This window comes from Sorangium sp. So ce117 (assembly GCF_051524395.1).
Lineage (GTDB): Bacteria > Myxococcota_A > Polyangia > Polyangiales > Polyangiaceae > Sorangium > Sorangium cellulosum_B.
Genome location: NZ_CP150309.1, coordinates 6,348,952 through 6,373,985, shown reverse-complemented (window position 1 = coordinate 6,373,985; position 25,034 = coordinate 6,348,952). Strand labels below are relative to the sequence as shown.

General features: G+C 71.9%; 18 protein-coding genes and 1 pseudogene. 5 read left to right on the top strand and 14 right to left on the bottom strand.

All coding sequences use genetic code 11. The annotated features are described in order from the left end of the window. Positions 1 to 7: 7 nt before the first annotated feature. The 3 genes from kdpB to kdpF are packed head-to-tail and all read right to left on the bottom strand — an operon-like array spanning position 8 to position 4,031. Positions 8 to 2,203, bottom strand: coding sequence for a potassium-transporting ATPase subunit KdpB (kdpB, locus tag WMF46_RS23795; RefSeq protein ID WP_437987690.1), 2,196 nt, complete (start codon positions 2,201 to 2,203; stop codon positions 8 to 10). Further along, entirely contained in the window at positions 2,200 to 3,942 is a 1,743-nt protein-coding gene (gene kdpA / locus WMF46_RS23790) for a potassium-transporting ATPase subunit KdpA (protein WP_437987689.1), read from the bottom strand. The genes kdpB and kdpA overlap by 4 nt, the downstream gene beginning before the upstream one ends. Beyond that, positions 3,939 to 4,031, bottom strand: coding sequence for a K(+)-transporting ATPase subunit F (gene kdpF / locus WMF46_RS23785; protein WP_437987688.1), 93 nt, complete (start codon positions 4,029 to 4,031; stop codon positions 3,939 to 3,941). Before kdpF ends, kdpA begins: the two co-directional genes overlap by 4 nt. A 295-nt stretch (positions 4,032 to 4,326) precedes the next feature. Between kdpF and WMF46_RS23780 the strand changes: the two genes are divergently transcribed. Together WMF46_RS23780 and WMF46_RS23775 are read left to right on the top strand one after the other, a co-directional pair. After that, entirely contained in the window at positions 4,327 to 6,651 is a 2,325-nt protein-coding gene (locus WMF46_RS23780; protein ID WP_437987687.1) for an alpha/beta fold hydrolase, read from the top strand. A 102-nt stretch (positions 6,652 to 6,753) separates the two neighbouring features. After that, positions 6,754 to 7,299, top strand: coding sequence for a DUF892 family protein (locus WMF46_RS23775; protein ID WP_437987686.1), 546 nt, complete (start codon positions 6,754 to 6,756; stop codon positions 7,297 to 7,299). 258 nt (positions 7,300 to 7,557) lie between these two features. Here the strand turns inward: WMF46_RS23775 and WMF46_RS23770 are convergent, their stop codons facing one another. The 9 genes and pseudogenes from WMF46_RS23770 to WMF46_RS23730 form a co-directional block, all read right to left on the bottom strand. Next, positions 7,558 to 8,313, bottom strand: a complete 756-nt coding sequence (locus WMF46_RS23770; RefSeq protein WP_437987685.1) for a DNA alkylation repair protein — start codon at positions 8,311 to 8,313, stop codon at positions 7,558 to 7,560. Positions 8,314 to 8,413: 100 nt separating this feature from the next. Continuing rightward, a complete protein-coding gene (locus WMF46_RS23765; RefSeq protein ID WP_437988051.1) occupies positions 8,414 to 8,806 on the bottom strand; it encodes a hypothetical protein in 393 nt (130 codons plus the stop codon). Between the two features lie 85 nt (positions 8,807 to 8,891). Next, a pseudogene (locus tag WMF46_RS23760) lies at positions 8,892 to 9,041 on the bottom strand (chemotaxis protein CheB); the annotation flags it as partial. A gap of 96 nt (positions 9,042 to 9,137) precedes the next feature. Beyond that, positions 9,138 to 9,506 (bottom strand): response regulator, encoded by a 369-nt coding sequence (locus WMF46_RS23755; RefSeq protein ID WP_437987684.1) that lies wholly within the window; start codon positions 9,504 to 9,506, stop codon positions 9,138 to 9,140. 74 nt (positions 9,507 to 9,580) lie between these two features. Then, positions 9,581 to 10,327: a sensor histidine kinase gene (locus tag WMF46_RS23750; RefSeq protein WP_437987683.1), complete on the bottom strand. Its 747-nt coding sequence runs from the start codon at positions 10,325 to 10,327 to the stop codon at positions 9,581 to 9,583. 161 nt (positions 10,328 to 10,488) lie between these two features. Continuing rightward, a complete protein-coding gene (locus WMF46_RS23745; RefSeq protein ID WP_437987682.1) occupies positions 10,489 to 11,397 on the bottom strand; it encodes a lysophospholipid acyltransferase family protein in 909 nt (302 codons plus the stop codon). Beyond that, positions 11,394 to 15,203: a serine/threonine-protein kinase gene (locus WMF46_RS23740; protein ID WP_437987681.1), complete on the bottom strand. Its 3,810-nt coding sequence runs from the start codon at positions 15,201 to 15,203 to the stop codon at positions 11,394 to 11,396. The genes WMF46_RS23745 and WMF46_RS23740 overlap by 4 nt, the downstream gene beginning before the upstream one ends. 329 nt (positions 15,204 to 15,532) lie before the next feature. Further along, positions 15,533 to 16,801: a hypothetical protein gene (locus tag WMF46_RS23735; RefSeq protein WP_437987680.1), complete on the bottom strand. Its 1,269-nt coding sequence runs from the start codon at positions 16,799 to 16,801 to the stop codon at positions 15,533 to 15,535. A gap of 391 nt (positions 16,802 to 17,192) precedes the next feature. Continuing rightward, the gene (locus tag WMF46_RS23730) at positions 17,193 to 17,537 is read right to left on the bottom strand and encodes a DUF433 domain-containing protein (RefSeq protein ID WP_437910777.1); all 345 of its coding nucleotides are present in this window, start codon (positions 17,535 to 17,537) and stop codon (positions 17,193 to 17,195) included. Positions 17,538 to 17,812: 275 nt separating this feature from the next. Here WMF46_RS23730 and zwf point away from each other — a divergent pair, with 275 nt between their 5' ends. Genes zwf through pgl form a run of 3 tightly spaced genes read left to right on the top strand, consistent with a single transcriptional unit; the run spans position 17,813 to position 21,221 of the window. Further along, a complete protein-coding gene (gene zwf / locus WMF46_RS23725; RefSeq protein ID WP_437987679.1) occupies positions 17,813 to 19,402 on the top strand; it encodes a glucose-6-phosphate dehydrogenase in 1,590 nt (529 codons plus the stop codon). Further along, positions 19,399 to 20,472, top strand: coding sequence for a glucose-6-phosphate dehydrogenase assembly protein OpcA (locus tag WMF46_RS23720; protein WP_437987678.1), 1,074 nt, complete (start codon positions 19,399 to 19,401; stop codon positions 20,470 to 20,472). Before zwf ends, WMF46_RS23720 begins: the two co-directional genes overlap by 4 nt. 23 nt (positions 20,473 to 20,495) lie before the next feature. Next, positions 20,496 to 21,221: a 6-phosphogluconolactonase gene (gene pgl, locus WMF46_RS23715; protein WP_437987677.1), complete on the top strand. Its 726-nt coding sequence runs from the start codon at positions 20,496 to 20,498 to the stop codon at positions 21,219 to 21,221. A gap of 2 nt (positions 21,222 to 21,223) precedes the next feature. Here the strand turns inward: pgl and thrS are convergent, their stop codons facing one another. Then, entirely contained in the window at positions 21,224 to 23,479 is a 2,256-nt protein-coding gene (gene thrS, locus WMF46_RS23710; protein WP_437987676.1) for a threonine--tRNA ligase, read from the bottom strand. A gap of 329 nt (positions 23,480 to 23,808) precedes the next feature. After that, positions 23,809 to 24,900, bottom strand: a complete 1,092-nt coding sequence (locus WMF46_RS23705) for a glucokinase (protein ID WP_437987675.1) — start codon at positions 24,898 to 24,900, stop codon at positions 23,809 to 23,811. Positions 24,901 to 25,034 lie beyond the last annotated feature (134 nt).

Here is a 25,034-nt window from a genome sequence, read left to right as displayed (position 1 = left end):
TGGGACCTCACGCGAGGCCGAGGGCGGAGAGGAGCAGATCGATCCCTTTGATCCCCACGAACGGCGCGATGAGCCCGCCGAGGCCGTAGACGAGCAGGTTCCTGCGGAGCATCCGCTCCGCGCCGACGGACCGGTAGCGGATGCCCCGGAGCGCGAGCGGGATGAGCGCGACGATGACGAGCGCGTTGAAGATCACCGCGGAGAGCACGGCGCTCCGCGGCGTGGCGAGCCCCATCACGTCGAGCCGCCCGAGCGCAGGATACGTCGAGACGAAGGCCGCCGGGATGATGGCGAAGTACTTCGCGACGTCGTTCGCCAGGCTGAAGGTCGTGAGCGCGCCCCGCGTCATCAGGAGCTGCTTGCCGATCTCGACGATCTCGATGAGCTTGGTCGGGTTCGAGTCGAGGTCGACCATGTTCCCGGCCTCCTTCGCGGCCTGGGTGCCCGTGTTCATGGCGACCGCGACGTCCGCCTGCGCCAGCGCGGGGGCGTCGTTCGTCCCGTCGCCGGTCATCGCGACGAGCCGTCCACCCGTCTGGTATTCGCGGATCAGCGAGAGCTTGGCCTCGGGCGTGGCCTGCGCCAGGAAGTCGTCGACGCCGGCCTCGGCGGCGATGGCGGCGGCGGTGAGCGGGTTGTCGCCCGTGATCATCACCGTCTTGATGCCCATGCGCCGGAGGTCGCCGAAGCGCTCCTTGATGCCGCCCTTCACGATGTCCTTGAGGTGGATGACGCCGAGCACCGCGCTGCCCTCGGCGACCACGAGCGGCGTGCCGCCCTTCCGGGCGATGGCCTCCGTCGCCGCCCGCACCGCGGGCGGGACCGCGCCGCCCTTCTCCTTCACGTAGGCCTCGATCGCGTCGACGGCGCCCTTCCGGATCTCGCGCGCGCCGCTGTCGACGCCGCTCATCCGGGTCTGCGCGGTGAAGGGGACGAAGCGGGCGCCGAGGGTCGAGAGATCGCGCTCGCGCAGGCCGTACTTCTCCTTGGCGAGCACGACGACGCTGCGCCCCTCGGGGGTCTCGTCGGCGAGCGACGCGAGCTGCGCAGCGTCGGCGAGCGCCTGCGCCCCGATCCCGTCCGCCGGGATGAGCTCCATCGCCTGCCGGTTTCCGAGCGTGATCGTGCCGGTCTTGTCGAGCAGCAGCACGTCCACGTCGCCCGCCGCCTCGACCGCGCGGCCCGACGTGGCGATGACGTTCGCCTGGATCATGCGGTCCATCCCGGCGATGCCGATGGCCGAGAGCAGCCCGCCGATGGTGGTGGGGATCAGGCAGACGAGCAGCGCCACGAGCACGGTGATGCTGACCGGGGTCCCCTGCGCCGCGGCCCGGACGCTGAAGATCGAGTACGGCAGCAGCGTCACGGTCGCGAGGAGGAAGACGATGGTGAGCGCGGCGAGCAGGATGTCGAGCGCGATCTCGTTCGGCGTCTTCTTGCGCTTCGCGCCCTCCACCATCGAGATCATGCGATCGAGGAACGCCTCGCCGGGGTTCCTGGAGATGCGGAGGATGAGCCAGTCGGACAGGACGCGTGTCCCGCCGGTGACAGCGCTCCTGTCGCCGCCGCTCTCCCGCACCACAGGGGCGCTCTCGCCTGTGACGGCGCTCTCGTCGACGGACGCGACGCCGACGATGATGTCGCCGTCGCCGGGGATGATCGCGCCTGCCTCCACGAGCACGAGGTCTCCTCGCCGGAGGCTCGACGCTCGTACGGAGGTCCGCGCCGCGTCGCGCTCCGGGGCGGAGAGCTTCACGGCCTCGACGTCGCGCCGTGCCTTGCGCAGCGTGTCCGCCTGCGCCTTGCCGCGCCCCTCGGCCACGGCCTCCGCGAAGTTCGCGAAGAGCACGGTGAACCAGAGCCACACGGAGATGGCGAGGGTGAACCCGGCCGGCGCATCGCCCGCGCGCTCGTGGTGAAAGAGCGCGTGCACGAACAGGGCCGTTGTGAGCGCGCTCCCGGCCAGGACCACGAACATCACCGGGTTCTTGACCTGGTGGCGGGGGTCGAGCTTGCGGAACGCGGCGACGATCGCCGGCCTCAGGATCGCGGGGTCGAGGAGCGGCCTCGCCGCGGTCTTCTTCCCCTCCACGTCGCGGGACGGGTGGCGCGACCTCGGTGGCGGCGACAGCTCGGGGAGCAGGGGAGCAGGCGCGCCGCGCCTGGGGCTCGCCTCGCCGACGGGATGCAGGCGCATGGTCATCGGGTCATCTCCAGGTGCTCGACGATCGGACCGAGCGCGAGCGCGGGGACGTACGTGAGCGCTCCGACGAGCACGACGGTGCCTGTCAGGAGCGCGACGAACAGCGGTGTGTGCGTGGGCAGCGTGCCCGGGCCGGCCGGGACGAGCTTCTTCCGCGCGAGCGCGCCCGCGAGCGCGAGCACGGGGACGATCAGCGCATAACGACCGATGAGCATCGCGACGCCGATGGCGGTGTTGTAGAACGGGCTGTTCGCGCCGAGGCCGCCGAAGGCGCTGCCGTTGTTGTTCGCGCCGGACGAGAACGCATAGAGCACCTCGCTGAACCCGTGCGGCCCGGGGTTGAAGACGCCCTTCCGTCCCTCCTCGGTCATCACCGCGATGGCGGTGCCGAGGAGCACCGTGATCGCGGGGAAGAGCACGACGAGGGACGCCATTTTCATCTCGAACGCCTCGATCTTCTTGCCGAGGTATTCCGGCGTGCGGCCGACCATCAGGCCGGCCACGAAGACGGCGATGACGACGAACATGAGCATGCCGTAGAGGCCGGAGCCGACCCCGCCGAAGACCACCTCGCCGAGCTGCATGAGCCAGAGGGGCACGAGGCCGCCGAGGGGCGTGAAGGAGTCGTGCATCGCGTTGACCGAACCGTTCGAGGCCGCCGTGGTGGCGGTCGCCCAGAGGGCGGAGCTCGTGATGCCGAAGCGCGCCTCCTTCCCCTCCATGTTGCCGCCGGCCTGGAGCGCGCTCGCCGCCTGGTCGACGCCCAGGCCGGAGAGGGCGGGGTTGCCCGCCTGCTCCGAGGCGATGCAGGCGACGAGGAGGACAACGAAGATGGCCGTCATCGCGGCGAGCACCGTCCAGCCCTGGCGCCTGTCGCCCACCATCCGGCCGAACGTGTGGCAGAGCGCAGCGGGGATGAGGAGCAGCGCGAGCATCTCGAGGAAGTTCGAGAGGGCCGTGGGGTTCTCGAGCGGGTGCGCCGAGTTCACGTTGAAGAAGCCGCCTCCGTTCGTCCCGAGCTGCTTGATCGCGATCTGCGAGGCTGCGGGCCCCATCGGGATCACCTGATGAGCGACGGCGCTGCCGCTCTGGTCCTTGACGGCCAGGAGCAGCGACGCGCTCTGGTAGCTCCCGAAGCCCTGCACGACCCCCTCGGACACGAGGAGGACAGCGAGCAGGAGCGAGAGCGGCAGGAGGATGTAAAGGGTGCTCCGGACGAGATCGACCCAGAAGCTGCCGACGGTGTCCGCTGTCCTCCGCGTGATCCCGCGGATCAGCGCGACGAGCACGGCCATCCCGGTCGCGGCGGAGACGAAGTTCTGCACGCCGAGCCCGGCCATCTGCGTCAGGTAGCTGAGCGTCGACTCGCCGCCGTATGCTTGCCAGTTCGTGTTGGAGGCGAAGCTCGAGGCGGTGTTGAACGCGAGATCGGGAGGGACGGCGCCCATGCCCTCGGGGTTCAGGGGCAGGACGCCCTGGAGCCGCTGAAGGGCATAGACGGCGACGAGCCCGGCCAGGTTGAACGCGAGCACGGCAAAGGCGTAGTCCTGCCAGCGCATCTCCTGATCCACGCGCACGCCCGCAGCGCGGTAGATGAGCCGCTCGAGCGGCCCGAGCACGCGGACCATGAGGCCCCGATCGCCCTGGTAGACCCGCGCCATGTAGGCGCCGAGCGGGACGGAGAGGCCGATGAGGGCGGCAAGGTAGATCGCTGTCTGGAGCGCGCCGCTGGCGGTCATGACAGGCTCTCCGGCTTGAGGAGCACGAAGATCAGGTAAAGCAGCAGGCTCAGGGCGAGAATGCCCGAGATCCAGGTGAACGCGATCATGGCGCTCAAATCCTCTCGCAGAGCTTGATGAGCCCTGCGAACAGCGAAAACAGGAGGAGCGTCAGCCCCATGTAAACCATATCCATGGCGACCTCATCGGCCGCATCGGGCGTGCTTTCGTCCGTGCCGGCCGAGCGGGACTGAACGTAGTGCTCCGCGGGTCAAAGGGCCGTCAAGATGGGGGAGGGTTGCCATCAAGAAAGTATCAAGACCAAGGTGAGCCCGCGCGCCTCGGCCTTTCCCGCGGCGCGCAGCGCTGTTTGACATCTCCATGGCGACGGGAGAGATAGCGGGCATGCGAAGTCCGCTGCTCCCCGCTCGCTCTGGGTTGCTCGCCGTCCTCTCGGTCGCCGCGTGCGCCCCGCCCACCGGCACGTCCCCGCCGAGGGCCGGCCTGCCCGCCAAGGCCGCCCCGGCCGGCGCGTCGGCGGTGAAGCAGGCCGCCTCGCCGGAGAAGACGCGCATCGCCGGGCCGGAGGCGAGCCGGATCACGTACGCCCACCTCGGCAGGCAACCGCCGCTCGGAGCGCGGCTGCCCAGGGCGATCCAGTACGCGCCCGGCGGCAAGCTGATCACTTACCTCCAGCGGCAGGCGGACGGGCCGGAGCAGGCGCTCTTCGCCTTCGACACCACATCGCGCGAGATTCGGCAGCTCGTCGCCTCGGGCGACCTGCTGAAGGACGCGAAGCCGCTGTCCCGCGAGGAGGAGCTCCGCCGCGAGCGACAGCGCATGTTCTCCAGGGGGATCACGGCCTATTCGTGGGCGAAGCGGGCAGAGGTCCTGCTCATCCCCTTCGGCGGTGACCTCTTCTTGCGCGACGCGCGCGACCCGAGAGGGGCGATCGCGCGGCTCACCGACACCCCCGAGCCGGAGATCGATCCGAAGGTGTGCGACGGCGGCGAGCGGGTGGTGTTCGTCCGCGGGCGCGAGCTCTTCATGATCGACGTCGCCTCGCGCCGCGAGACGGCGCTGACCCGGGGGGCGCCCGAGGGGGTCTCGCGCGGCCTGAGCGACTTCAACGGTCAGGAGGAGTTCGATGAGCCGAGCGGCTTCTGGATCTCCCCCCGCTGCGACCGGGTGGCTTACCTGGAGGTCGACGAGCGAGAGGTCGAGAAGGTGCCAGTCCTCGGCTTCCGCGACGGCAAGGAAGATCTCATGATGGCGCGTTATCCGCGCGTCGGCGGCAAGAACCCCCGCGTCAGGGCGGGCATCCTCGATCTCGCCACCAGGAAGACGACATGGCTCGCGTGGAAGGGCGGCGATGGCGGAGGCGAGCGCTACCTCGGCCGGTTCGCCTGGGCGGAAGACGGCAAGGCGCTCTGGTTCCAGACCCTCTCGCGCGACCAGAAGCGCCTCTCGCTCCTCCGCGCGAGGCCGCGCTCGGGCGAGGCCACCGAGGTCGTCGTCGAGACCTCGCCGACGTGGGTGGACTTCGCCGACATGCGGCTCCTCGAGCGCTCGCCGAGGTTCCTCTGGTCGACCGCCGAGGGCGGCCACCGCCACCTCGCGCTGCGGGACGCCGGCTCGGGCGCCGAGCTCGCCAGGCTCACCGCGGGCGACTGGGACATCACCTCGCTCCTTCCGCCGGACGAGGAGCGCGGCCTCGCGCGCTTCGTGGCGACGAAGGACGGCCCGACCGAGCGCCACCTCTACACCGTGCCCCTCGCGGGCGGCGAGGTGAAGCGGCTCACGTCCGACCCGGGGATGCACCAGATCACCGTGGATCCGAGGGGGCCGGGGTACGTCGAGCTCCACGCGGCCCTGGATCGACCGTGGAGAGGGGCGGTGAGGGGCGCTGACAACGCCGAGGTCGGCGCGCTGCCGGCGCCCGTGGACCGCGAGCTCGCGGAGCTCGAGCTGCGCGCCCCCGAGATCGTCGAGGTGCGCGCCGCGAGCGGCGACACGCTCTACGGCGCGCTGCTCGCGCCGCGGAGGATCGAGCCCGGCCGCCGCTATCCGGTCGTGGTGAGCGTGTACGGGGGGCCCGGCGTCCAGACGGTCTTCAACTCGTGGTCTCCGTGGCTCCTCTGGAATCACCTCGCGGACCGCGGGGTGGTGGTCTTTCAGCTCGACAACCGCGGCTCGGCGAACCGCGGGCGCGCGTTCGAGTCCGCCATTTACGGGCGCCTCGGCGAGGTCGAGCTCGCCGACCAGATCGCGGGCCTCGATTTCCTGAAGACGCTGCCTTACGTCGACGCGGGCCGCGTCGGGATCTACGGCCACAGCTACGGCGGCAGGATGGCGCTGGAGGCGCTCCTCATGGCGCCGGACCGCTTCCACGTGGGCGTCGCGGGATCACCGGTGAGCGACGATCGGCTCTACGACACGGGCTACACGGAGCGGTACATGGGCCTCCTCGACAAGGAGGCCGCGCGGTACGAGGCGACCGATCTCACGAAGCGCGCGGGCAACCTGCGCGGCAAGCTGCTCCTCATGCATGGGCTCATGGATGAGAACGTGCACTTTGCGCACACGGCGAAGATGATCGAGGCGCTGATGGGAGCGGACAAGCGGTTCGACACCCTCGTGTTCCCGGGCGAGCGGCACGGCTACCGGTCGCCGGCCGCGAGCCATTACGCGAACCGCGCCATCGTCGAGTACCTGACAGAGCACCTCTGATCGCCGCGCGCCGCGCCCGGCCGGCGCTCTGCCCGCCTCGCCGCCTCGCAGGCGCGGCGCGCGGCGGCCTGTGAATCGCATGCGCCCCGGTCGGAGGCATCCATGAAGAAGCTTGCACAGACGAACAGGGACAAGGCCATCGACCTGCTCAGCGAGCGGCTGACCTTCGAGCGCGCGGGCGTCAAGCTGTACGACTCCATCGTGGAGAAGATCGGTCGCGCGGCCGATCCCCTCCTGATGGCCCGGCTCGGCGAGCTCAAGGAGCACCGGGACCAGGAGAAGGAGCACGAGGAGTGGCTCGAGGCGCAGATCCGCGGGCTGGGCGGGGACGCGCACGCCGAGACGGACATGTCGCGGCTCGTCACGGTCGAGTCGCGGGGCATCGAGCAGATCGTGCTCGACGGAGACATGAACCCGACCCACCTCTTCCACGCGCTGCTGACCGCGGAGCTCGTCGACAACGCCGGCTGGCAGCTGCTGCTCGAGCTCGCCGACGAGGCGGACGACAGCGAGGCGAGGCAGGCGTTCCGGCGCCGCCTGCACGAGGAGGAAGATCACCTGATCTTCACGCGCAGGGTCGTCGAGCGGCTCACGCGTAAGGAGCTGCTCGGGTTGCCAGGCGAGCTGTTCACGACGGCGCACCCGTGATCCAGTGCCGGACGGCGCGTGTCCTTGAGCGGCGGCGTCGCGGGGCGTCGCGTGGCGGGGGCGGCCTCGCGCTGCGGGCGCGCGCCCTGGTTCCGCGTGTCCTACAGGCCGCCAGGGACCTGTCTCACGAGTGAAGAGAATTTTTAACGCAAAGACGCAAAGTCGCAAAAATGCATGAGAATCTGTTCTCTTTTTTGCGCCTTCGCGTCTTTGCGCCTTTGCGTTGAAATCTCTCCCCCGATGCTCTGGCGGGTGGAACTAGCGGGCCCGCTTCGCGGCGGCGGTTTTGGCGGGCTTCGCGGCGGCGGTTTTGGCGGGCTTCGCAGCGGCCTTGGCGGGCTTCGCCGGCTTCCTGGCCCAGATGCTCTCGATGTAGGCGGTCGCGTCGGGCGTCTTGCAGCTCGTCTCGCCGTGGTCGATCTCGACCTTGCCGATGCGCCGCGCCGCCGTGAGCGCCATGCCGCGCAGCGGCTCGTTCCGCCCGCCGATGCTGATGAGCGCATTGTTCATCCCCTCGCGGGCGCGGTTCTTTGCCCGGCGGATCGACGCCTCGATCACCGAGAGCCGCTCCTCGAACACGCTGTCGGGCAGCGATGGGTCCTCGGTCGCGAGCAGGCCAAGGAGCGTCCAGCCCGCGCGGCCGAGCCACTCGTCGTTCGACGCGGTCCAGCGCGCCATCGCGTCCCGGGCGAACGGCGTCTTCAGCGCGACGCGCTTCATGAGCAGGTCGATGAGCACCGGCGAGCGCAGGCCGTCGAGCCACGCCTCGAGCTTGTCCCAGGTGAAGCGCTCCGGATCGGCGATCGCCACCGCCAGCGTCCTCGCGTCGGCGTTGCCCGTCGCCCAGAGCGCCTCGGCGAGCTCGTGGTCGCGCTTGATCCGCTTCTCCAGCGCGTTCATGTGGGCGAAGCTCACGCCGAAGAGCGGATCGGTCATCCCGTGGCGCCGGTACACCTTGCGGTTCTGCTCGGTGCCGAGCCGCTCCAGCTCGCCCATCACCTTCGCGAAATCCATGGGCCACACCTAGCCCTTCTGGCCATCGTGCGCCATTGCGCGCTCGCCCGCCGCGCCCCTCGGCGGCGCCGCGATCTCTGTCAGCTCCGCGAGCGGCCGCTCACCCCGTCGGCGGCAGCCGCCCCCCGGGGCGCGTCGGGCGGGCGCTCCCCATCGATCCGTTGCCCTCGCCGGTGCCCAGCAGCGCCCGGCGCACCAGGGTGCCCCGCTCCTCGGCCACCCGGACTCGCTCCTCGTAAAGGGCCAGCAACAGCGGCTGGTTCCGCTCCGCCGCGCGCGCCGCCATCCGCCGCGCCAGCGCCGCGTTGTCCTCGATCGTGCGGAGCGCGATCCACAGCGCCGCGTCGAGCGCCGAAGCCTGCTCGTCCTCCAGACCCTCCGGAGAGTAGCGATGGCCGACCTTGCACCTGAATTGGAGCATCGCGCCGTCGTCGCTCCGGATCAGGTTCCCTCCGCACCCCGGACAGGTGAAATCGCTCTCGATCGCATCCACCGTCGCTCCACCTGTCGCCGCTCGCCGCTCTGCCGGGGCTCCACCGGCCCACCTGCTGCACCAGATCCATGAGGAGCGGCGCCAGCTGCGCCAGGGGGACACTGTGGTCCACCGGGACGTTGTCGAGCGCGCTCTGCGGCATCTCCGAGAACAGGGCGTCTTTCGGATCCTGGACCACGGCGATGCCGCCGTAGCGCTTCACATCCATGCGCCCGGCCGTGCCGCAGTCGCGCATGCTGTCCGGTTCCGGCACAGCGCGCCTCGCTGAGGAGAGGGGGAGAAGCGAAGCAGACGAGAAGAGGAGAGGTGCGGCCCCGCGCGCAGGCGCCGCCTACGAAGGCGGGCGGACCACCCGTGCCATGGTGGAGAGGAGCACGCCCATGCTCGCCGGCTTCTGGATCACGGCCGCCGCCGAGAGCTGCTCGGCCGCTGCCCGGAGATCATCGGGCGTCCGCGCCGAGAAGAGCACGATGGGCGGCCGATCCGACACGCCCCGGAGCCGCTCGATCAGCTCCTCTGTCGTCGCGCCGGATACGGTCAGATCGAGCAACGCGGCGTCGTAGCGCCGCTCCGTCAACGCCGCGATCGCCTCGTCGGCGGTCTCGGCCGACTCGACAGCATAGTCGGCCATCCCCAGCAGCTCCCGGAGCATGTTGCTCGAATCCAGGTCGTCTTCCACCACCAAGATCGTCCCCTTCATGGGCCTGGTTCCTCCCCGCAGCGCCGCCCGGCCGGCCGCGTGCGAGCGCAGGAGAGCGGCGTCGATTCAGCGCATCAGTCGTGTGCTTGTCGGTCCTCGATCAGGGGCAGCCTGACCGTGAAGGTCGCCCCCTTGCCTTCCGTGCTGCGCACAAAGATCTGGCCGCCGTGCGCCCTGACGATCTCCCTGCAAATGAAGAGCCCGAGGCCCATGCCCCCGCCGGAAGGGTGGCCGGCTCTCTCCACCTGGTAAAAGCTCGAGAACAGGTGCGGCAGGCTGGCCGCAGGGATCCCCGGGCCGTAGTCCTCCACGTCGAGCTCGGCGCCCCCGCCGGCGCGCCGCAATCGCACCTCGATCTGGGGGGTGCCGCCCGCGTGCTTGAAGGCGTTGACGAGCAGGTTCATGAGGACCTGCTCCAGGCGCGCGGCGTCGCCCTTCACCACGAGCGGCTCCGCCGTGCCGGGGGGCAGCGCGACGTGGATCTTCTGCGTGGCCGAGAGCGATTGGGCGCTCTCGGCGGCGCTCGCGACCAGAGGGACGAGGTCCACGTCCTCGAGCTGGAGCTCGAACTTGCCGGTCTGGATGCGGCTCGCGCTCACGAGATCGTCGACCAGGCGCGCGAGGCGGTCGCTCTGGACGCGGGCGAGCGACGCGAAGCGGCGGAGGCGTGGGTCGCCGTCCGTGGGGAGCAGGCTGAGCAGCATGTCGAGGTAGCCGTGGAGGGGCACGAGCGGCGTACGGAGCTCGTGGCTCGCGATCGCGATGAAGCGATCCTGCAGCTTGCGGAGGCTCCGGTCCGTGATGTCGCGGATGACGATCACGCCGCGCTCCGCCGTCTCCGCGGGGCGCGGGCTGGCGGTGGCGATGGGCTGGCCGGTGGCCTCGAAGTGCCGGCTCGCGCCGCCAGGGCCGGGGATGGAGAACTCGATCTGGAACCTCTCGCCTCGCGCGGCCCGCTGCTCTGGCGCGTCGTGGGCCCGTCTCAGCGACGCTGTTCGGAGCGGTCCGGGCGAGCGGCCGCCTCACCCCCGTCCCGGAGCGCCTCCGGCAACGCCGACGCCACGGCGGACCTGCACGCCGCCATCGAGGCGTGCAGCGCCTCGAGCGACGCCCCCGGCGGGTCGAGCGGCGGGTGCACAACGACCCGCACGACGCCGGGCGCGGCGGCATAACGCCCCTTCGGCTGCAGCGCGCCCGCGCCGTCGATGGTCACCGGCAGGACGCGCGCGCCCGCGGCCGAGGCGGTCCGGAACGCGCCCAGCCGGAAGGGCAGGAGCCGGCCCGTCGCGCTCCGCGTGCCCTCGGGGAAGAACATCGTCGACCACCGCTGCATCACGTTGCGCTGCGCCTCGCCGAGATCCGCCAGCGCGCCGCGGGCGCGCCGCCGGTCGACAGGCGTGTGGCCGTACAGGCGCATGCCCCAGCCCAGCACCGGCACGCGGAACAGCGCGCGCTTCGCCAGGAAGCGCATCGGCGTGCGCGCCTGGAGCACCACGAGCAACGCGAGGATGTCGAGCGTGCTCTGGTGGTTCGCCGCGATCACGTACCGCTCCCCCGGCCGCGCGTGCTGGACGCCCTCGGCCTCGATGCGCACGCCGACCAGCCAGAGCGCCCCGCGCGCCCAGACGACCGAGAGCCGGTCGTGCATCCGCTGCCGGGGATCGAAGGGAAAACAGAGCAGCCCGACGGGGAGCAGCACGACGAGGAACAGCATCGCCCAGGCGTGGGCGAGCGCCGTGCGCACGACCTCGACCGCGCCGGCCGGCGCCGTGGCAGCGCCCGCGCAGCGCGCATCACGCTCACAGCCCGCCGTCGAGGCGACCTTCGCAGCGGCCGCGGATCCCTGCTCGCGCAGCCCCGCCCGCGTGGCGCCGCCGTCCTCCGCCGTCACTTGGCGACCGGCGGGGCCTCCGGCCCGTCGAAGCGGGGGACGAAGCCCTCCACCGAGGCCAGCGTCTCCAGCAGCGTGACGTGGCGGAGGCGCGGGATCGCCACGATCGTCGGCCCGCCGAGCTCCTCCTCCGGGACCGCGATCGTCGCCGCCGCCGCGAGCTCCGCCACCGTCGCGCCCACGATCTGCGTCGTGCCGACGTTGCTCGGGCCCGCGCTCCGGACCTCGCGCGGCAGATCGGACCAGTACGCCCGCGGGGGGCCCTGGAACGCCGCCTCGGCCGGGACGCGCGGCCAGAACGTCGGATCCGTCAGGCCGAGCTCCTCGACGAGCGCCGCGCGCTCGGCGCGGACGCCGCGCGCAGCCCCCCCGTCACCCAGCGCGTCGAGCGCCTCGGCGTGACGCTCGAGCGCCGTCACCAGCAGCGTGCGGTTGCCCGACGCGCGGATGAGATCGAGCGTCTCCCGGCCGTACGCGGCGAGATCGCCGGCCTGGCCGGCGTCGCCGGCGTCGTCGGCGAGCAGCGCCCGCGCGTGCATCCGGCCGACCCGGCCGAGGCTCACGGCGTACGCGTCGCCCGTCCCCGCCGAGCCGATCTCGATCGCCCGCTCGTAGGCGGCCAGCGCCTCGCGAAGCAGGCCCTGCACGAAGTACACGTCGCCCAGGTACCCCTCCGCCCAGCCGCGCCCCATGCCGATGCCCAGCACGCCGCTCAGGTTGACGGCGTTCGCGATCAGCACGCGGGCCCGCGTGAGCTGGCCCATGTGGAACTGGTGCCGGCCCGCGTACATCGTCCCCATGTACAGGTAGAGCCCGCTCAGGCCGTGCTCCTCGGCGTACGAGAGCAGCTGCGCTGTCGACCGGACCCCGAGATCCCAGTCGAACCGGCCCTCCGCGAGCACCGCGTGGTAGAACCACGTGCCGAGCAGCCGCACCGGGTCGCGCAGGCGCTCGGCGAGGCGCGCGGCGTCCGCGGCGTTCTGCTCGGCCTCGGCGTAGAAGCCGGACTGGCTCAGCGCGACGCACAGGATGCCGCGCGAGTGGCAGAGCTCGACGTACTCGCCCGCCGCCTCCGCGAGCTCGCAGCCGCGGCGGAGCGGCTCGGTCGCCGGGCCCACCTTGCCGGCCGCGCACAGCGCGCGCCCGAGGATGTTCGCCGGCAGGCACTGGTACGGGCGCAGCTCCGGGCTCGAGCCGATCGCCTCGAGCGCCTTGCGGCTGTGGGCCACCGCGTCGGCGAACTCGCCCCGCACGTAGTGCACGCGCGACAGCGCGCTGGAGAGGGCCGCCGTGACGAGCGGCGTCTCCGGCAGCGCCCCCTGCGTGCGGCGGAGCAGATCGAGCGGCTCCGCCGTGCTGCCGAGCAGGCACGCCACGCGCGCGAGCTCGTGCGCGCAGCGGGCCCTGAGCTCGATCCGCCCCGGGTCGAGCGGCAGCCGCTCGAGCAGCGCGAGCGCCTGCTTCAGCCGGCGGCTGGCGCCGTGCGGATCCTGGAGCCGATCGGCCTCGTTCGCCGCGAGCAGGTACGTCGACGCGGCGCGGTCGAGATCGCCGGCGCGCTCGACGTGGTGCGCGAGCGTCCCCGGATCGCCGCCGCGCAGCTCGATGCGCCGCGCGATGCGCCCGTGGTAGTCGGGGCGCTCCTCGGGCGGCACGCGGGCGGCGAGCTGCTCGCGCGCCGCGTCGTGCGAGAACGACGCGAGGCCTCCGTCCTCGCCGAGGCAGACGTAGTGCGCCGCGGCGTCGCGCAGGGCGCTGTCGACCTCCGCCGGGTCGAAGAGCCCGAGCTCGACCAGATCGTCGCGCAGGAACTGGCGGCCGATGAGCGCGGCGACGCCGAGGACCTGGACCGTCGTGGGATCGAGCGCGTCGATGCTGCGCGAGAGGACGTCCGAGACCGACGCGGGCGCGAGGTAATGCGCGTCGGCGCGGGAGATCTCGAGCGCGCCGCTCCGGTTGCGCTGCAGGAAGCCCTCGGTCTCCATGTTGCGGACGACCTGGATGTTGAAGAGCGGGTTGCCCGCGGCGAGCAGCGGGACGCGGCGCACGAGCTCCTGGACGAGGTCGTCCCCCGCGCCGCGGCCGAGCGCGGAGAGGAGCGCCCGGTTCTCCTCGGGCCGGAGCGGGCCGAGGTCGAGGCGCTCGACGTCCTTCCACGCGAGCCACCCCACCGAGCGCGGCGTCATCGGCGACGAGCCCGGCGGGCCGCGCAGCGCCGACGAGCCGGGCGGAGGCAGCGACGAGCCGGGCGGAGGCAGCGACGAGCCGCGAGCGAAGGGCGGCCGCGCCGTGCCGAGCAGCAGCACCGGCATCTCGCCGAGCTGATCCGAGAGGCGCAGCAGCACCTCCTGCGTCGCCTCGTCGGCCCAGTGCACGTCCTCGATCGCGAGGACGACCGGGATCTCCTCGGAGATCGCGCCGAGCAGCCGCAGGATCAGATCGGCGATCCAGCGCGTGCCGCCCGGGCCGATGGCGCCGCCCTCGTCGGCGAGCCCGACCGCGCGCGTCAGCTCCGGCACGAGCCCCCGGAGGAGGGCGGCGTCGTCGGCGATCACGAGGCTCACCAGCCGGCGGATGCGCGCCGCCCGGCTGTCGCCGTGCCGCTCCAGCCAGAGCGCGATCTGCGTCAGCGCCTCGCGGATCGCGGAGTAGGGCACGAGCCCGGAGAGCTCCCTGCACCGGCCGTACGCGACGATCGCCGTGCCCGCCTGCTCGGCGCTCCGGAGCAGCTCGGCGACGAGGCGGCTCTTGCCGACGCCCGTGTCGCCGACCACCACGGCCGGCCGCGGCTCGCCGCGCATCGCGCCCTGGACGAGCTCGATGAGCCGCCCGAGCTCCTGCTCGCGGCCGACGAAGGGCGCGTCGTGCGCGTCGTCGAAGGTCTCCGGCGCGGCGGCGTCGCGCTCGTGCGCTTCCGCCTCGGCCCCGGCCGGGGGCTGCGAGGTGCCGTGGAGCGTGACGTAATAGAGCTCCTTGAGCCGCGCGCAGAGCCGGGCCGCGCTGGAGAAGCGCCGCGCCGGGTCGCGATCCAGGAGCTCCTCGACGAGCGCGACGACGGGCGCTGGCGTCTCGGGCGCCGCGTGGGCGAGCGGCACGAGCGTGCCGTAGACCTTCTGGTTGATGACGCTGTTGACGGTGCCGTCCGAGAACGGGAGCCGGCCAGCGAGCAGCTCGTAGAGCATGACGCCGACCGCGTAGAGGTCCATCCGGGGGCTCGGGCGCCCGAGCGCGCCCCGCTTCAGGCACTCGGGCGCCAGGTACGCGATGGTGCCCGCGTTGACGCGCGCGTGCTCGGGCTGGAAGCTCACGGTGAGCGTCGCCAGGCCGAAATCGAGGATCTTGAGCCGGGGCTCGTACGGATCGGTGAGGACGATGTTGCTCGGCTTGAGGTCGAGGTGGAGGACGTTGAGCGCGTGGCAGTGCGCGAGCGCCTCGGCCACGCGGCGCGCGATGCGCAGGGCCTCGATCGTGTCGAGCGAGCCCATCCGTGCCAGGTACCGGTCGAGCGTCTCGCCCTGCACGAGCTCCATCGCCAGGTAGAGGCCCACGCCGTCCAGGACGCCGTACGAGGAGAGCTTGACGAGCGAGGGGTGGCGCAGGCGGAGCAGCGCCTCGATCTCGTTCTGCTGGGCGAAGAGCTGCCCGGCGTTCTGGGCGCTCACGTCCTTGAAGATCTTGATGGCGGCGTCGTTTCCGGCCCCGTCGCGGCCGCGGAACACGGCGCCGAAGCCGCCCTCGCCGAGGCGATCGTCGATCGTGTACTCGCCGATCCTGGCGCCGCGCTCGATCAAGGGATCGCCGACCATCGCTCCTGCCCTTCCGAGTACCCCGTCATCGTTCGCCGACGCACCATGATACCCCGGACGAGCGCCGCGACAGCGCGCAATGGCCTGGCCGCCTCCCGGAGGCACGCCGCCTTGACGGCTTGCCGCATCGCGGCTGTCTGGCCAAGAAACCTGCGTGCAACGTTGGGCGGCGCATCCGGCGCCGATCTCGGCCATCGCGCCCCGCGACCGGAAAAGTGAGCTCGCATCCAGATCTGCGCCGCGAGCCCGGATTCGGCGCCTGAAATGACGACGGCGGCAGCCCCCGGGAGGGGACCGCCGCCGCGTCCGCGCTCAGGCCGCGCCGGGGATCAGGTCCCGCCGCTGGCCGAACCGCTCGCCGAGCCGCTGACGCTCGCGCTCGCCTTGATGTTGACGTCGATCGAGGCCGTCGCGCTGGCCGACGCGTCGACCGCGGCCGCGACGCAGGCGACCGCCTTGCCGCCGGCCTTGAGCGCCACGTCCTTCACCTCGACGCCCGCCTTGCCGACGCCGGACACCGCCGCCGCCAGCTTCTTGCCGGAGCCGAGCTGCACCTTCGCGATCGCCGGGAGCGACGTCCGGAGCGCGGCGACGAGCTTCTGCGCGTCGGCGTTCACCTTGCCGGTCGCCACGATGCGGACGTTCGGCGCATCGCACTTCGCCTCGCCGGCGGTCTTCGCCGTGCACTGCATCTGGCAGCTCGGGTCGACGCTCGGGGGCTTGAACTCGCCCGAGCACTTCGGCTCCTTGATCTCGGCGCTGCAGCCGCCGGAGCAGGAGCCCGAGCACTTCGCCGCGGCCTTGACCTCGCAGGAGCCGGAGCAGCTGCCCTCGCAGGTGCCCGAGCAGGACCCCTCGGCCTTGGCGTCGCACTTGCCCTCGCAGGAGCCGGCGCATGCCGCGCCCTTCGACTCCTTGCCGTCGCACTTGCCGTCGCACTTGCCGCCGCAGGTGCCCTTGAAGCCGACGTCGCACTTGCCCGAGCAGCTCGCGTTGCAGGTGCCGGTGCACGCCGCGCCGGCCTCGACGCTGCACTTGCCCTTGCACTCGGCGTCGCACTTGCCGCTGATCTCGCCGCCCTCACAGCTCGCCTCGAGCTTGCCGGGCTGCACCGGCGAGCCGCAATCGCCGAGGCACTTCTGCATGGCGGTGATGTCGGCGTAGCACTTCGGCGGATCGATCTGGACGGTGATCTTCGCCTCGGCGTTCGCCTTCACGGCGGCGTTCACCTTGGCCGAGACCGCGCCGCAGACCTTCTCGGCGCCCTTGCCGCCGCTCGGATCGGCCTTGAGCTCCGCCTCGCTCATGCCGAGGTCCTTGCCGAGCTTGCCGCACGAGGCGATGAGGTCCGCCTCCATGGCGACGGTGAGCTTGTCGAGCGACGCAGCCGCCTCGAGGAAGCCCTTGATCTTGCCCTCGACCTCGGCGCCGCCGTCGAACTTCAGGTTCGCGATGCCGCCGTTCTTCATCTCGTCGCAGCCGCTCGCGGCCGACGCCAGGTCACCGGCGGGGCCAGGAAGGCTGTCCGCACCCGGGATCCCCTTGCCGCCGCAGTTCACGAGGAGAGGCGAAGCCAGGCCGAGAAGGGCCACGGGCATCGCAAACAACTTCCATCGATTGACGCTCATCTCAGAATCCCTCCGGCACCTCGATCGGTACCCCATGGAGCGCGGACCCTACACCAGCAGCCGCGACCTTGAAAGCTGGGACAGCCGCGATCCTGCGCGACGGTCACTCGTAATGCCGAGCAGCCCCGCACCGCGGGCTCCAGCGACGGACGGCCCTCATTGCCCCAAGTCAGGATGGCTGTAAAGAATCAAGCTGAGCTCATCGCGCGGGGACGGCGGTCTGCATCGCAGGTGGCGCGAGGCGTTTCACATATATATATGGCCCGAGGGAGCTCGCGCGGCGCGCACGGCGTCTCGCCCGCGGCGCCTCACGCGCGGCGCGCGCCCCGTCCCTTGCCCGCCGCGCCCTCTCGGGCGCCGCTCACTCGTCGTCCTCGTCGAAGGGGAGGTTCAGCTGAGAAAGCGGGCGCGCGCCGACCGTGGGCCCGCCCTGCTTCTTGAAGAGCAGCTGCTCCCGCGCGATGTCGGCCTCGATGAGGTCCTGGTTGTCGTACGCGAACGCGAGCGCGTCGAGCACGCGCGCGGGCCCGAGGTTCGGGTACCGCTTGAGCAGCGTCTCCACCGACGCGCCGCCGCGGTGCCACGCCCAGAGCCGCCGGACCGGGACGCGCGACCCGAGGACGTGGGGGCTCCCGGCGAGCACCTGGCTATCGCTTCGCACGTGGGGGTGGGGGACGCGGATTCGCGGGAGCACCGGCGCGGCCATCGCGCGGAGCAGCCTAGTACCGGTCGCGATCGGATGGAAGGGCGCCGCGAGCCGGCGGGCACGCTCGGCGCGGGCGCCGGGCTGTGCGGGCGCGCTCCGCCGGCACGCCCGCGCGAGGTCGTCGTCGCGCTCGTCGCGCTCGTCGCGCTCGTCGCGCGACCTCCGGCATCGTTCTCGCTTCGTTCCGCGCCCGCGCGTGCGATCCGGACTACCCTACGCCGCGGAGGCGCGCGAGCATCGTGCCCGTCGTCGTCACCGACCGGAGCTCATCCACCATGACCCAAGCCGAGAAGAACCCGCTTCGCGAAGGGATGCCCGAGGAGCGCACCGCCTCGCCGGCCGCGCTCGTCATCTTTGGCGCCTCGGGCGACCTGACGCGGCGCAAGCTGCTGCCCGCGGTCTACAACCTGACGCTCAGCCGGCTCCTCACCGGCGGCTTCGCCGTCGTCGGCGTGGCGCGGCGCCCGAAGCCGGACTTCGCGAAGGAGATGCGCGAGGCCGTCGGGAAGTACTCGCGGCGCCCGCTCGAGGAGGCGACCTGGAGCGAGCTCGAGAAGGGCATCAGCTACGTGCAGGGGGCGTTCGACGAGGCCGAGACGTACACCCGGCTCGCCGCGGAGCTCGAGCGGCTCGACGCCGAGCGCGGCACCCGCAAGAACCGGGTCTTCTACCTGGCCGTCGCCCCCGATCAGTTCGCGCCCATCGTGCGCGGCCTGCGCGCGGCGAACCTCGTCGCGCCGCCGTCGCACGAGAAGGACGCGCCGTTCCAGCACGTCGTCGTCGAGAAGCCGTTCGGCGAGGATCTGGAGAGCGCCCGCGCCCTCAACCGCGACCTGCTCGCCCACCTCGCGGAGTCGCAGATCTACCGGATCGACCACTACCTCGGGAAGGAGACCGTCCAGAACCTCCTCGTCCTGCGGTTCGGCAACACGATCTTCGAGCCGCTCTGGTCGCGCCAGCACGTCGATCACGTGCAGATCACCGTGGCCGAGGAGATCGGCGTCGAGGGCCGCGGCAAGTTCTACGAGAAGGTCGGCATCACGCGGGACATCGTGCAGAACCACGCGCTCCAGCTGCTCACGCTGGTCGCGATGGAGCCGCCGTCGTCGTGGGACGCGGACGCGGTGCGCGACGAGAAGGTGAAGGTGCTCCGCACGCTCCGGCCGATCGCGGGCCCGGACGCGCTGTCGTCGACGGTGCGCGGGCAGTACGGGCCCGGCATGGTGCGCGGCGAGAAGGTGCCCGGCTACACGGAGGAGCCGGACGTCGCGACGGACTCGACGACGGAGACCTACGTCGCGATGAAGCTCCACCTGGACAGCTGGCGCTGGGGCGGCGTGCCGTTCTACCTGCGGGCCGGCAAGCGGCTGGCGAAGCGGGTGGCCGAGGTGGTGCTGCACTTCAAGCCGCTCCCGCACGGCCTGTTCAAGGGCGCCCCCGGCGCCACCGAGGAGCCGAACGCGCTCGTGATGCGCCTCCAGCCCGACGAGGGCATCTCGCTCCGCTTCGCGGCGAAGATCCCGGGCGGCGGCATCGCGATCCGCGGCGTCACGATGGATTTCCGGTACGGCGCCGCGTTCGGCTCCAGCACGCCCGAGGCGTACGAGCGGCTCCTGCTCGACGCGTTGCGCGGCGACGCCACGCTGTTCACGCGCGCCGACGAGGTCGAGGCGCAGTGGGGCTTCGTCGATCCGATCTTCGAGGGGTGGCGGACGCAGGGCGCGCCGATCGCGCGCTACGCCGCGGGCAGCTGGGGCCCGCCGGAGGCCGACGCCCTCGTCGAGCCCTCGTCGGACGACGTACGCGCCGTGTGCGGGGCCGGCGACGGGGGGAAGGCCCCGGAGCGGGCGTGGAGGCGGCCGTGAGCCGCGTCGCCGACGTCATCAAGCGGGTCGAGTCGGAGCTCGCCGAGTTCTGGTCGGCGCCCGACGAGTCGCGGGCGGAGCCGGCCGCGAAGACGCGAGCGTCGACGATGAACTTCGTCGCGGTGGGCAGCCGCGCCGAGGTCGAGCGCCTGAAGGAGCAGGCGGAGGACCTCGCCGAGACGCACGCGGGCCGCACCCTGCTCATCACGCTCGACGACCGCCTCGACCCGGTGAGCGTCCAGGCCGACTGGTCGGCCACGTGCCGCCGCGCCGGCGAGGTGCCGATCTGCTACGACCGCGTGGAGCTCACGTTCGGGGTGGCCGCGGCCGAGCGCGTGGCTTCGGTCGTGAGCGCGCTCACGATCTCCGACGTGGCCGTGATCGTCGAGCTCGCGCCTGGCGCGCCGAACGTGCTCGGCGACGCGCTCGCGCCGATCTGCGATCGGCTGGTGTTCGACTCGGCCGAGACGTGCATCGAGCGCATCGCGGAGGTCGCGCGCGGGACGAGGGCGCCGCTCGCGGACCGGGCGTTCGTGCGGACGTTCTCGTTCCGCGAGCTCGTGGCCCGGTTCTTCGACGACATGCCGGAGGCGTGCCGGGCGATCCGGCGGGTGGAGATCGCGCGCAGCGCGGGGGCGAAGCCGGATCCGGCGGCGCTGTTCCTCGGCTGGATGGGCTCGCGGCTCGGCTGGACGTTCGAGTCGCGGGGGCCCGCGCTGTCCGGCGGCGGCGTGGTCGGCCGGGCCCGCGGCGCGGACGGGGCGCCGATCGAGATCGCGCTGATCGACGGGCCGCCGGCGCCGGCGGACGCGCAGGCGTGGCGGCGGCTCGACGGCGTGCGCCTGTGGACGTCGCTGCGCGGCGAGCCGCTGGCGCTCGGCTGCGTGCGGCTCGACAAGGCGCCCGGCACGGTGCGGTGGACGATGGAGGGGGCGCGGTCGGCAGAGCACCTGCACCCGCTCGGCTACCGGGACGAGACGTGGGTGCTGGCGAAGACGATCGACTCGCTGGAGGGCGATCGGCTGCTGCGCGAGGCGGTGCTCGCCGCGGCGAAGTGGAGCGCCCTTTGACGAGGGCCGACAGGAGGACCGAGATGAACGGTGGTGAGGAGACCCTCGTCGCGGCGGACGCGGCGGAGCTCTCGCGGCTCGGGGCGGAGCTCATCGCGCGCGCCATCGCGGCGGCGGTCGACGCGCGCGGCGTCGCGCGCGTCGCGCTGTCGGGCGGGAGCACGCCGTCGGAGGCGTACCAGCGGCTCGCGGCGCTGTCGCTCCCGTGGGCGCAGACCGAGTGGTTCTGGGTGGACGAGCGCGCTGTCGCGCCCGATCACCCCCGCTCGAACTACGGCGCAGCGCGCCGGGACCTGGCGGCGGCCCCCATCCCGGAGGAGCGCTTCTTCCGCATGGAGGGCGAGTCGCCGGACCTCGACGGGGCTGCGGCGCGGTACGAGCGGCTCCTGCGGGCGCGGTTCGGGGTCGCGTCGGCGGTCTCCTTCGACGTGATGACGCTCGGGATCGGCGACGACGCGCACACGGCCTCGCTGTTCCCCGGGACGGGGGCGGCGGGCATCGAGGACCGCCTGGTCGCCGCGATCCCGGCGCAGCCGGACAAGGGGCTGGAGCCCCGGCTGACGCTGACGGCGCCGGTGATCCAGGAGGCGCGGCTGAAGCTGCTCCTGGCCCGCGGGGCGGGCAAGCGCGGGGTCGTGGCGCAGGCGAAGCGGCCCGGCCCGGCCGACGAGGTGCCGGCGCGGGTCGTGCGCGGCGGGCCCGGGCGGCTCGTCTGGCTGCTCGACGCCGCCGCCGCGCAGGCCGGGTAACGTCACGTCACGACGGGGATCGCGCACTGCTCGCGCAAGAACTCGGCGAGCGCCTCGGTCTTCATGAAGCCGCGGTCGCTCCCGTCACGCAGCCGGACGGTGGCGCCCTTCGCCTCGACCTCCTTGTCGCCGATGACGAGCATATGCGGGATCTTCTCGACCTGCGCTTCGCGGATCTTCGCGCCGAGCTTCTCCGAGCTCCGGACGAAGCTCGCCCGGATGCCGTGAGCGCGCAGCGCCTGGGTGACCTGCTCGGCATGGTCGTTGTGTTTGTCCGACACCGTGACGACGCGCGCCTGCTCCGGTGAGAGCCACGCCGGCAGGGCGCCCGCGTGGTGCTCCAGGAGCACGCCGATGAACCGCTCGATCGAGCCGAGCAGCGCACGGTGGAGCATGATCGGCTGCTCGAGCTCTCCCTTGGCGTTCACGAACCCGAGCGTGAAGCGCTCCGGGTTGTTGAAGTCGTACTGGAGCGTCGAGCACTGCCACCTACGCTCGAGCGCATCGACCAGCTTGATATCGATCTTCGGCCCGTAGAACGCTCCGCCGCCCGGGTCCACCGTGTACTCGAGGTCGAGGGCCTTTAGGGCCCCCGCGAGGGTGCTTTCGGCCTTGGCCCAGTCCTCAAGGCCGCCGACGTACTTCTCCGGCCGTGTCGAGAGGTTGATGTCGAACTGCTCGAACCCGAACGTGCGGAGCATCTTCAGGATGAAGCGAAGCACGCGGTGGATCTCCTGCTCGACCTGGTCAGCGCGGCAGAACAGGTGCGCGTCGTCCTGGGTGAACCCCCGCACGCGCATGAGGCCGTGCATGACGCCCGCGGCCTCGTACCGGTACACGGTCCCGAGCTCCGCGAGGCGCATCGGGAACTCGCGGTAGCTCCGCGTCCGGCTCTTGACCATGAGGATGTGAAACGGGCAATTCATCGGCTTGCAGCAGTAGTCGTGGCCGTCCACCGACATGGGGGAGAACATCCCCTCCCGGTAGAAGTCCCAGTGGCCCGAGGTCTTCCACAGGTCCGCCTTGGCGATGTGCGGCGAGTAGACGATGTCGTAGCCCTCCTCGAGGTGCATCTTGCGCCACTGGTCCTCGATGATGGTGCGCAGGAGCCCGCCCTTCGGGAGCCACATGACGAGGCCGGCCCCGATCTCCTCGACGAAGTGCGGCTCGAAGTGCACCTCGACGTCGGCGTCCTTCCGGGCGCTCACCGCGGCCCTGAAGGCGCTCTTCGACTCCTGCGCCGCCGCGCCGCGGAGCCGGACGTGCAGGCGCGGGCGCGCCTCGTCGCCGCCGCCCGGAGGCGCCTTCGGCGCCTCGCCGAACTTCACCGTTCGCCGGAGGGTCCGCCCGGGGAACGCCGAGACCACGGCGCCGAGGGTGTGCTCCACGAGCGCGCGGTCGAGGGGCGCCTCCGCGTCCACGCCGACGTAGAGGTCGATCTCGTCCTTCTCGGAGTAAGCGTGGGAGTCGTAGCGCTCGGAGACGAGGTAGAGCTCGAGATCCCGCCCGAGCGTCCTGTGGTCGCGCTTCTTCGCCTCCTCCAGGCGGCGCACGTACTTGTCGAGGTCGTCCTTGTTGGGGAACGCCACGCCGCGCACGCGCTGGAGCGACTGCTTCGTGGCGTCGGCGCGCCAGTAGGCCGCCGAGGACGAGGTGATCTTGAACCCCTTGATGAACCCCGCGTGGGGCAGGTGCGGGCCGCGGCAGATATCCATGAACTCGCCGCAGCGATAGATCGATATGCTGTCCTCGGGGATCCAGGAGAGGATCTCCTCCTTGTATTCGTTCTTCTGCCCGAAACTCTCGAAGTAGCTCAGCGCGTTCTTCTTGAGGACGGAATGCAACTCGAACTTGACCTTCTGCTCGATGAGCTTCTTCACCTCGGCCTCGATCATCTCGAGGTCGGAAGGGGTGAAGGTCCGACCGGCAACGTCGAAGTCGTAATAGAACTCGTCACCATGGCTCTTCGGGCCCATCGTGACCTTGGCGCCCGGGAACAGCCGCAGCACGGCCGTCGCCATGAGGTGCTCGGCGGAGTGGTTGATCGTGTCCCTGCCCTCGGCCGTGTCCGCCTTCAGCAACTCCAGCTTCGCGCCGTCCCGGAGGGGCACGCGGAGGTCCTGGACCACCCCGTCGACGCGCGCGACGACGACGGCCTCGGCGAGCCTCGGCGAGATGGCCCGGGCGGCGTCGAACGCCGTGCCGCCATCCTCGAGCGCGAGGACCTTCCCATCAGGTAGAACGACCGAAGTTGCCATGACGTGACCTTCTTTTCTCTTTCCCCCGACTGTACGAGCGTCAGGTGTGTCGGTCTTAAAGCACCGTGCCACCAGCGTGTCAACGCCGCGAGGCCGCGCGCGGCCGCTCGATTTGAACGTGAGGGGGAGCGTGCGGCCGCGCGCGAGGAGCTCGTCCGCTCCTGCTCGGAGCCTGCCTGCCACGAGGCGGCGCCGCGCGATATGGCCTCTCGGCACCCTGGGGCGAACTCGCGCTCATCCGCCTCGGACCGACAGCGCTGCTCGATTCGGAGGCATGGAGTTGCGCGCGCGACTCCATGCCTCCGTCGTGGGCACGAGGACACGGGGCGTCAGGGCCTCCGGGCCGCCGCGCGGGCCCGGGGCTGCTCCGCGGCGGCGAGCTCTCTGGCGACGGCGAGCGCGCCCCGCACGCCGACCAGGGGATCGGTGACCACCGCGACGGGCACCTCCTCGAGGAGCGGCCTGAGGCGCCCCTTCTTCACGAAGGACTTCATGAACAGCTCGCGCCGCTGGGGGACGAGGTTCCTCGCGATGTTCCCGAGGACGAAGACCCCGCCGAGCGCGAGCTCGCGCAGGGCGAGGTTGCCGGCCTCGGCGCCGTAGATCTCGACGAACAGGTCGACCGCGCGCGCGGCGGGCCGGAACGCGCGGGCGAGCCCGAGCTCGGCGATCGCCGCGTTGCGGTCGCCCTCGGCGAGGCGGCGCTCGATCGCGCGCGGCACGCGGGCGGCGCGGGCGAAGAAGTCGAAGAGGGCGCCGAGCCCGTCGCCCGAGAGGACCCGCTCGTAGCTCACGTGGTCCGGGTGGCGCTCGGCGAGGAACTGCCACAGCTCGGCCTCGACCGCGGAGCGCGGGGCAAAGTCGGCGTGACCTCCCTCGGTCGGGAGCGTGACGTGGCGGGCGCCATTCCAGAGGAGCCGGGCCTCGCCGAGCCCCGTGCCGGCGGCGATGACGGCCACGTTGTTCCCCTTCGGCCGCGGCCTGCGCTCCGTGAGCGGCTCGATGGATGCGCGGGCGACGTGCAGGCAGCCCGTGGCGCCGACGACGAGGTCGTTCACCAGGAGCACGCGCGCGATCTTGAGCCGGCGCGACAGCTCGCGCTCCGCGAGGCGCCAGGGCAGGTTCGTGACGGTGGCGACCTGGTCCTTGATGGGGCCCGCGACGCCGAGCACGGCGACGGCGGGGTGAGGGGCGTCGCTGCGCACGAGGAACGGGAGGGCGATCTCCTCGAAGCTCGCGTGGTCGCGGCTGCGGAAGACCGCCTCGGAGAGGGGGCGGCCGCCGGAGCCGCCGTAGAGAGCGAGCCGGGTGTTGGTGCCTCCGATGTCGCCGACGAGCAGCGACGGGGCGACCGATCTGTTGGTCCTTGCCACGCGGGCGCCCTGCCAGCGCCGTGCCTCGGCGGCAAGGCGATCGATCATCGAATGAGCCCGGGGATCGAGGATTCCGGGCGAACTCGAGCGCGCGTGATCGCCTGGAGGCGACGACGCCTGGCTCGCGGGCTGCCTGCCGAGGCCGTTTCATGTCCTGCGCCGCTTGACCGGCGGCCTGCCTC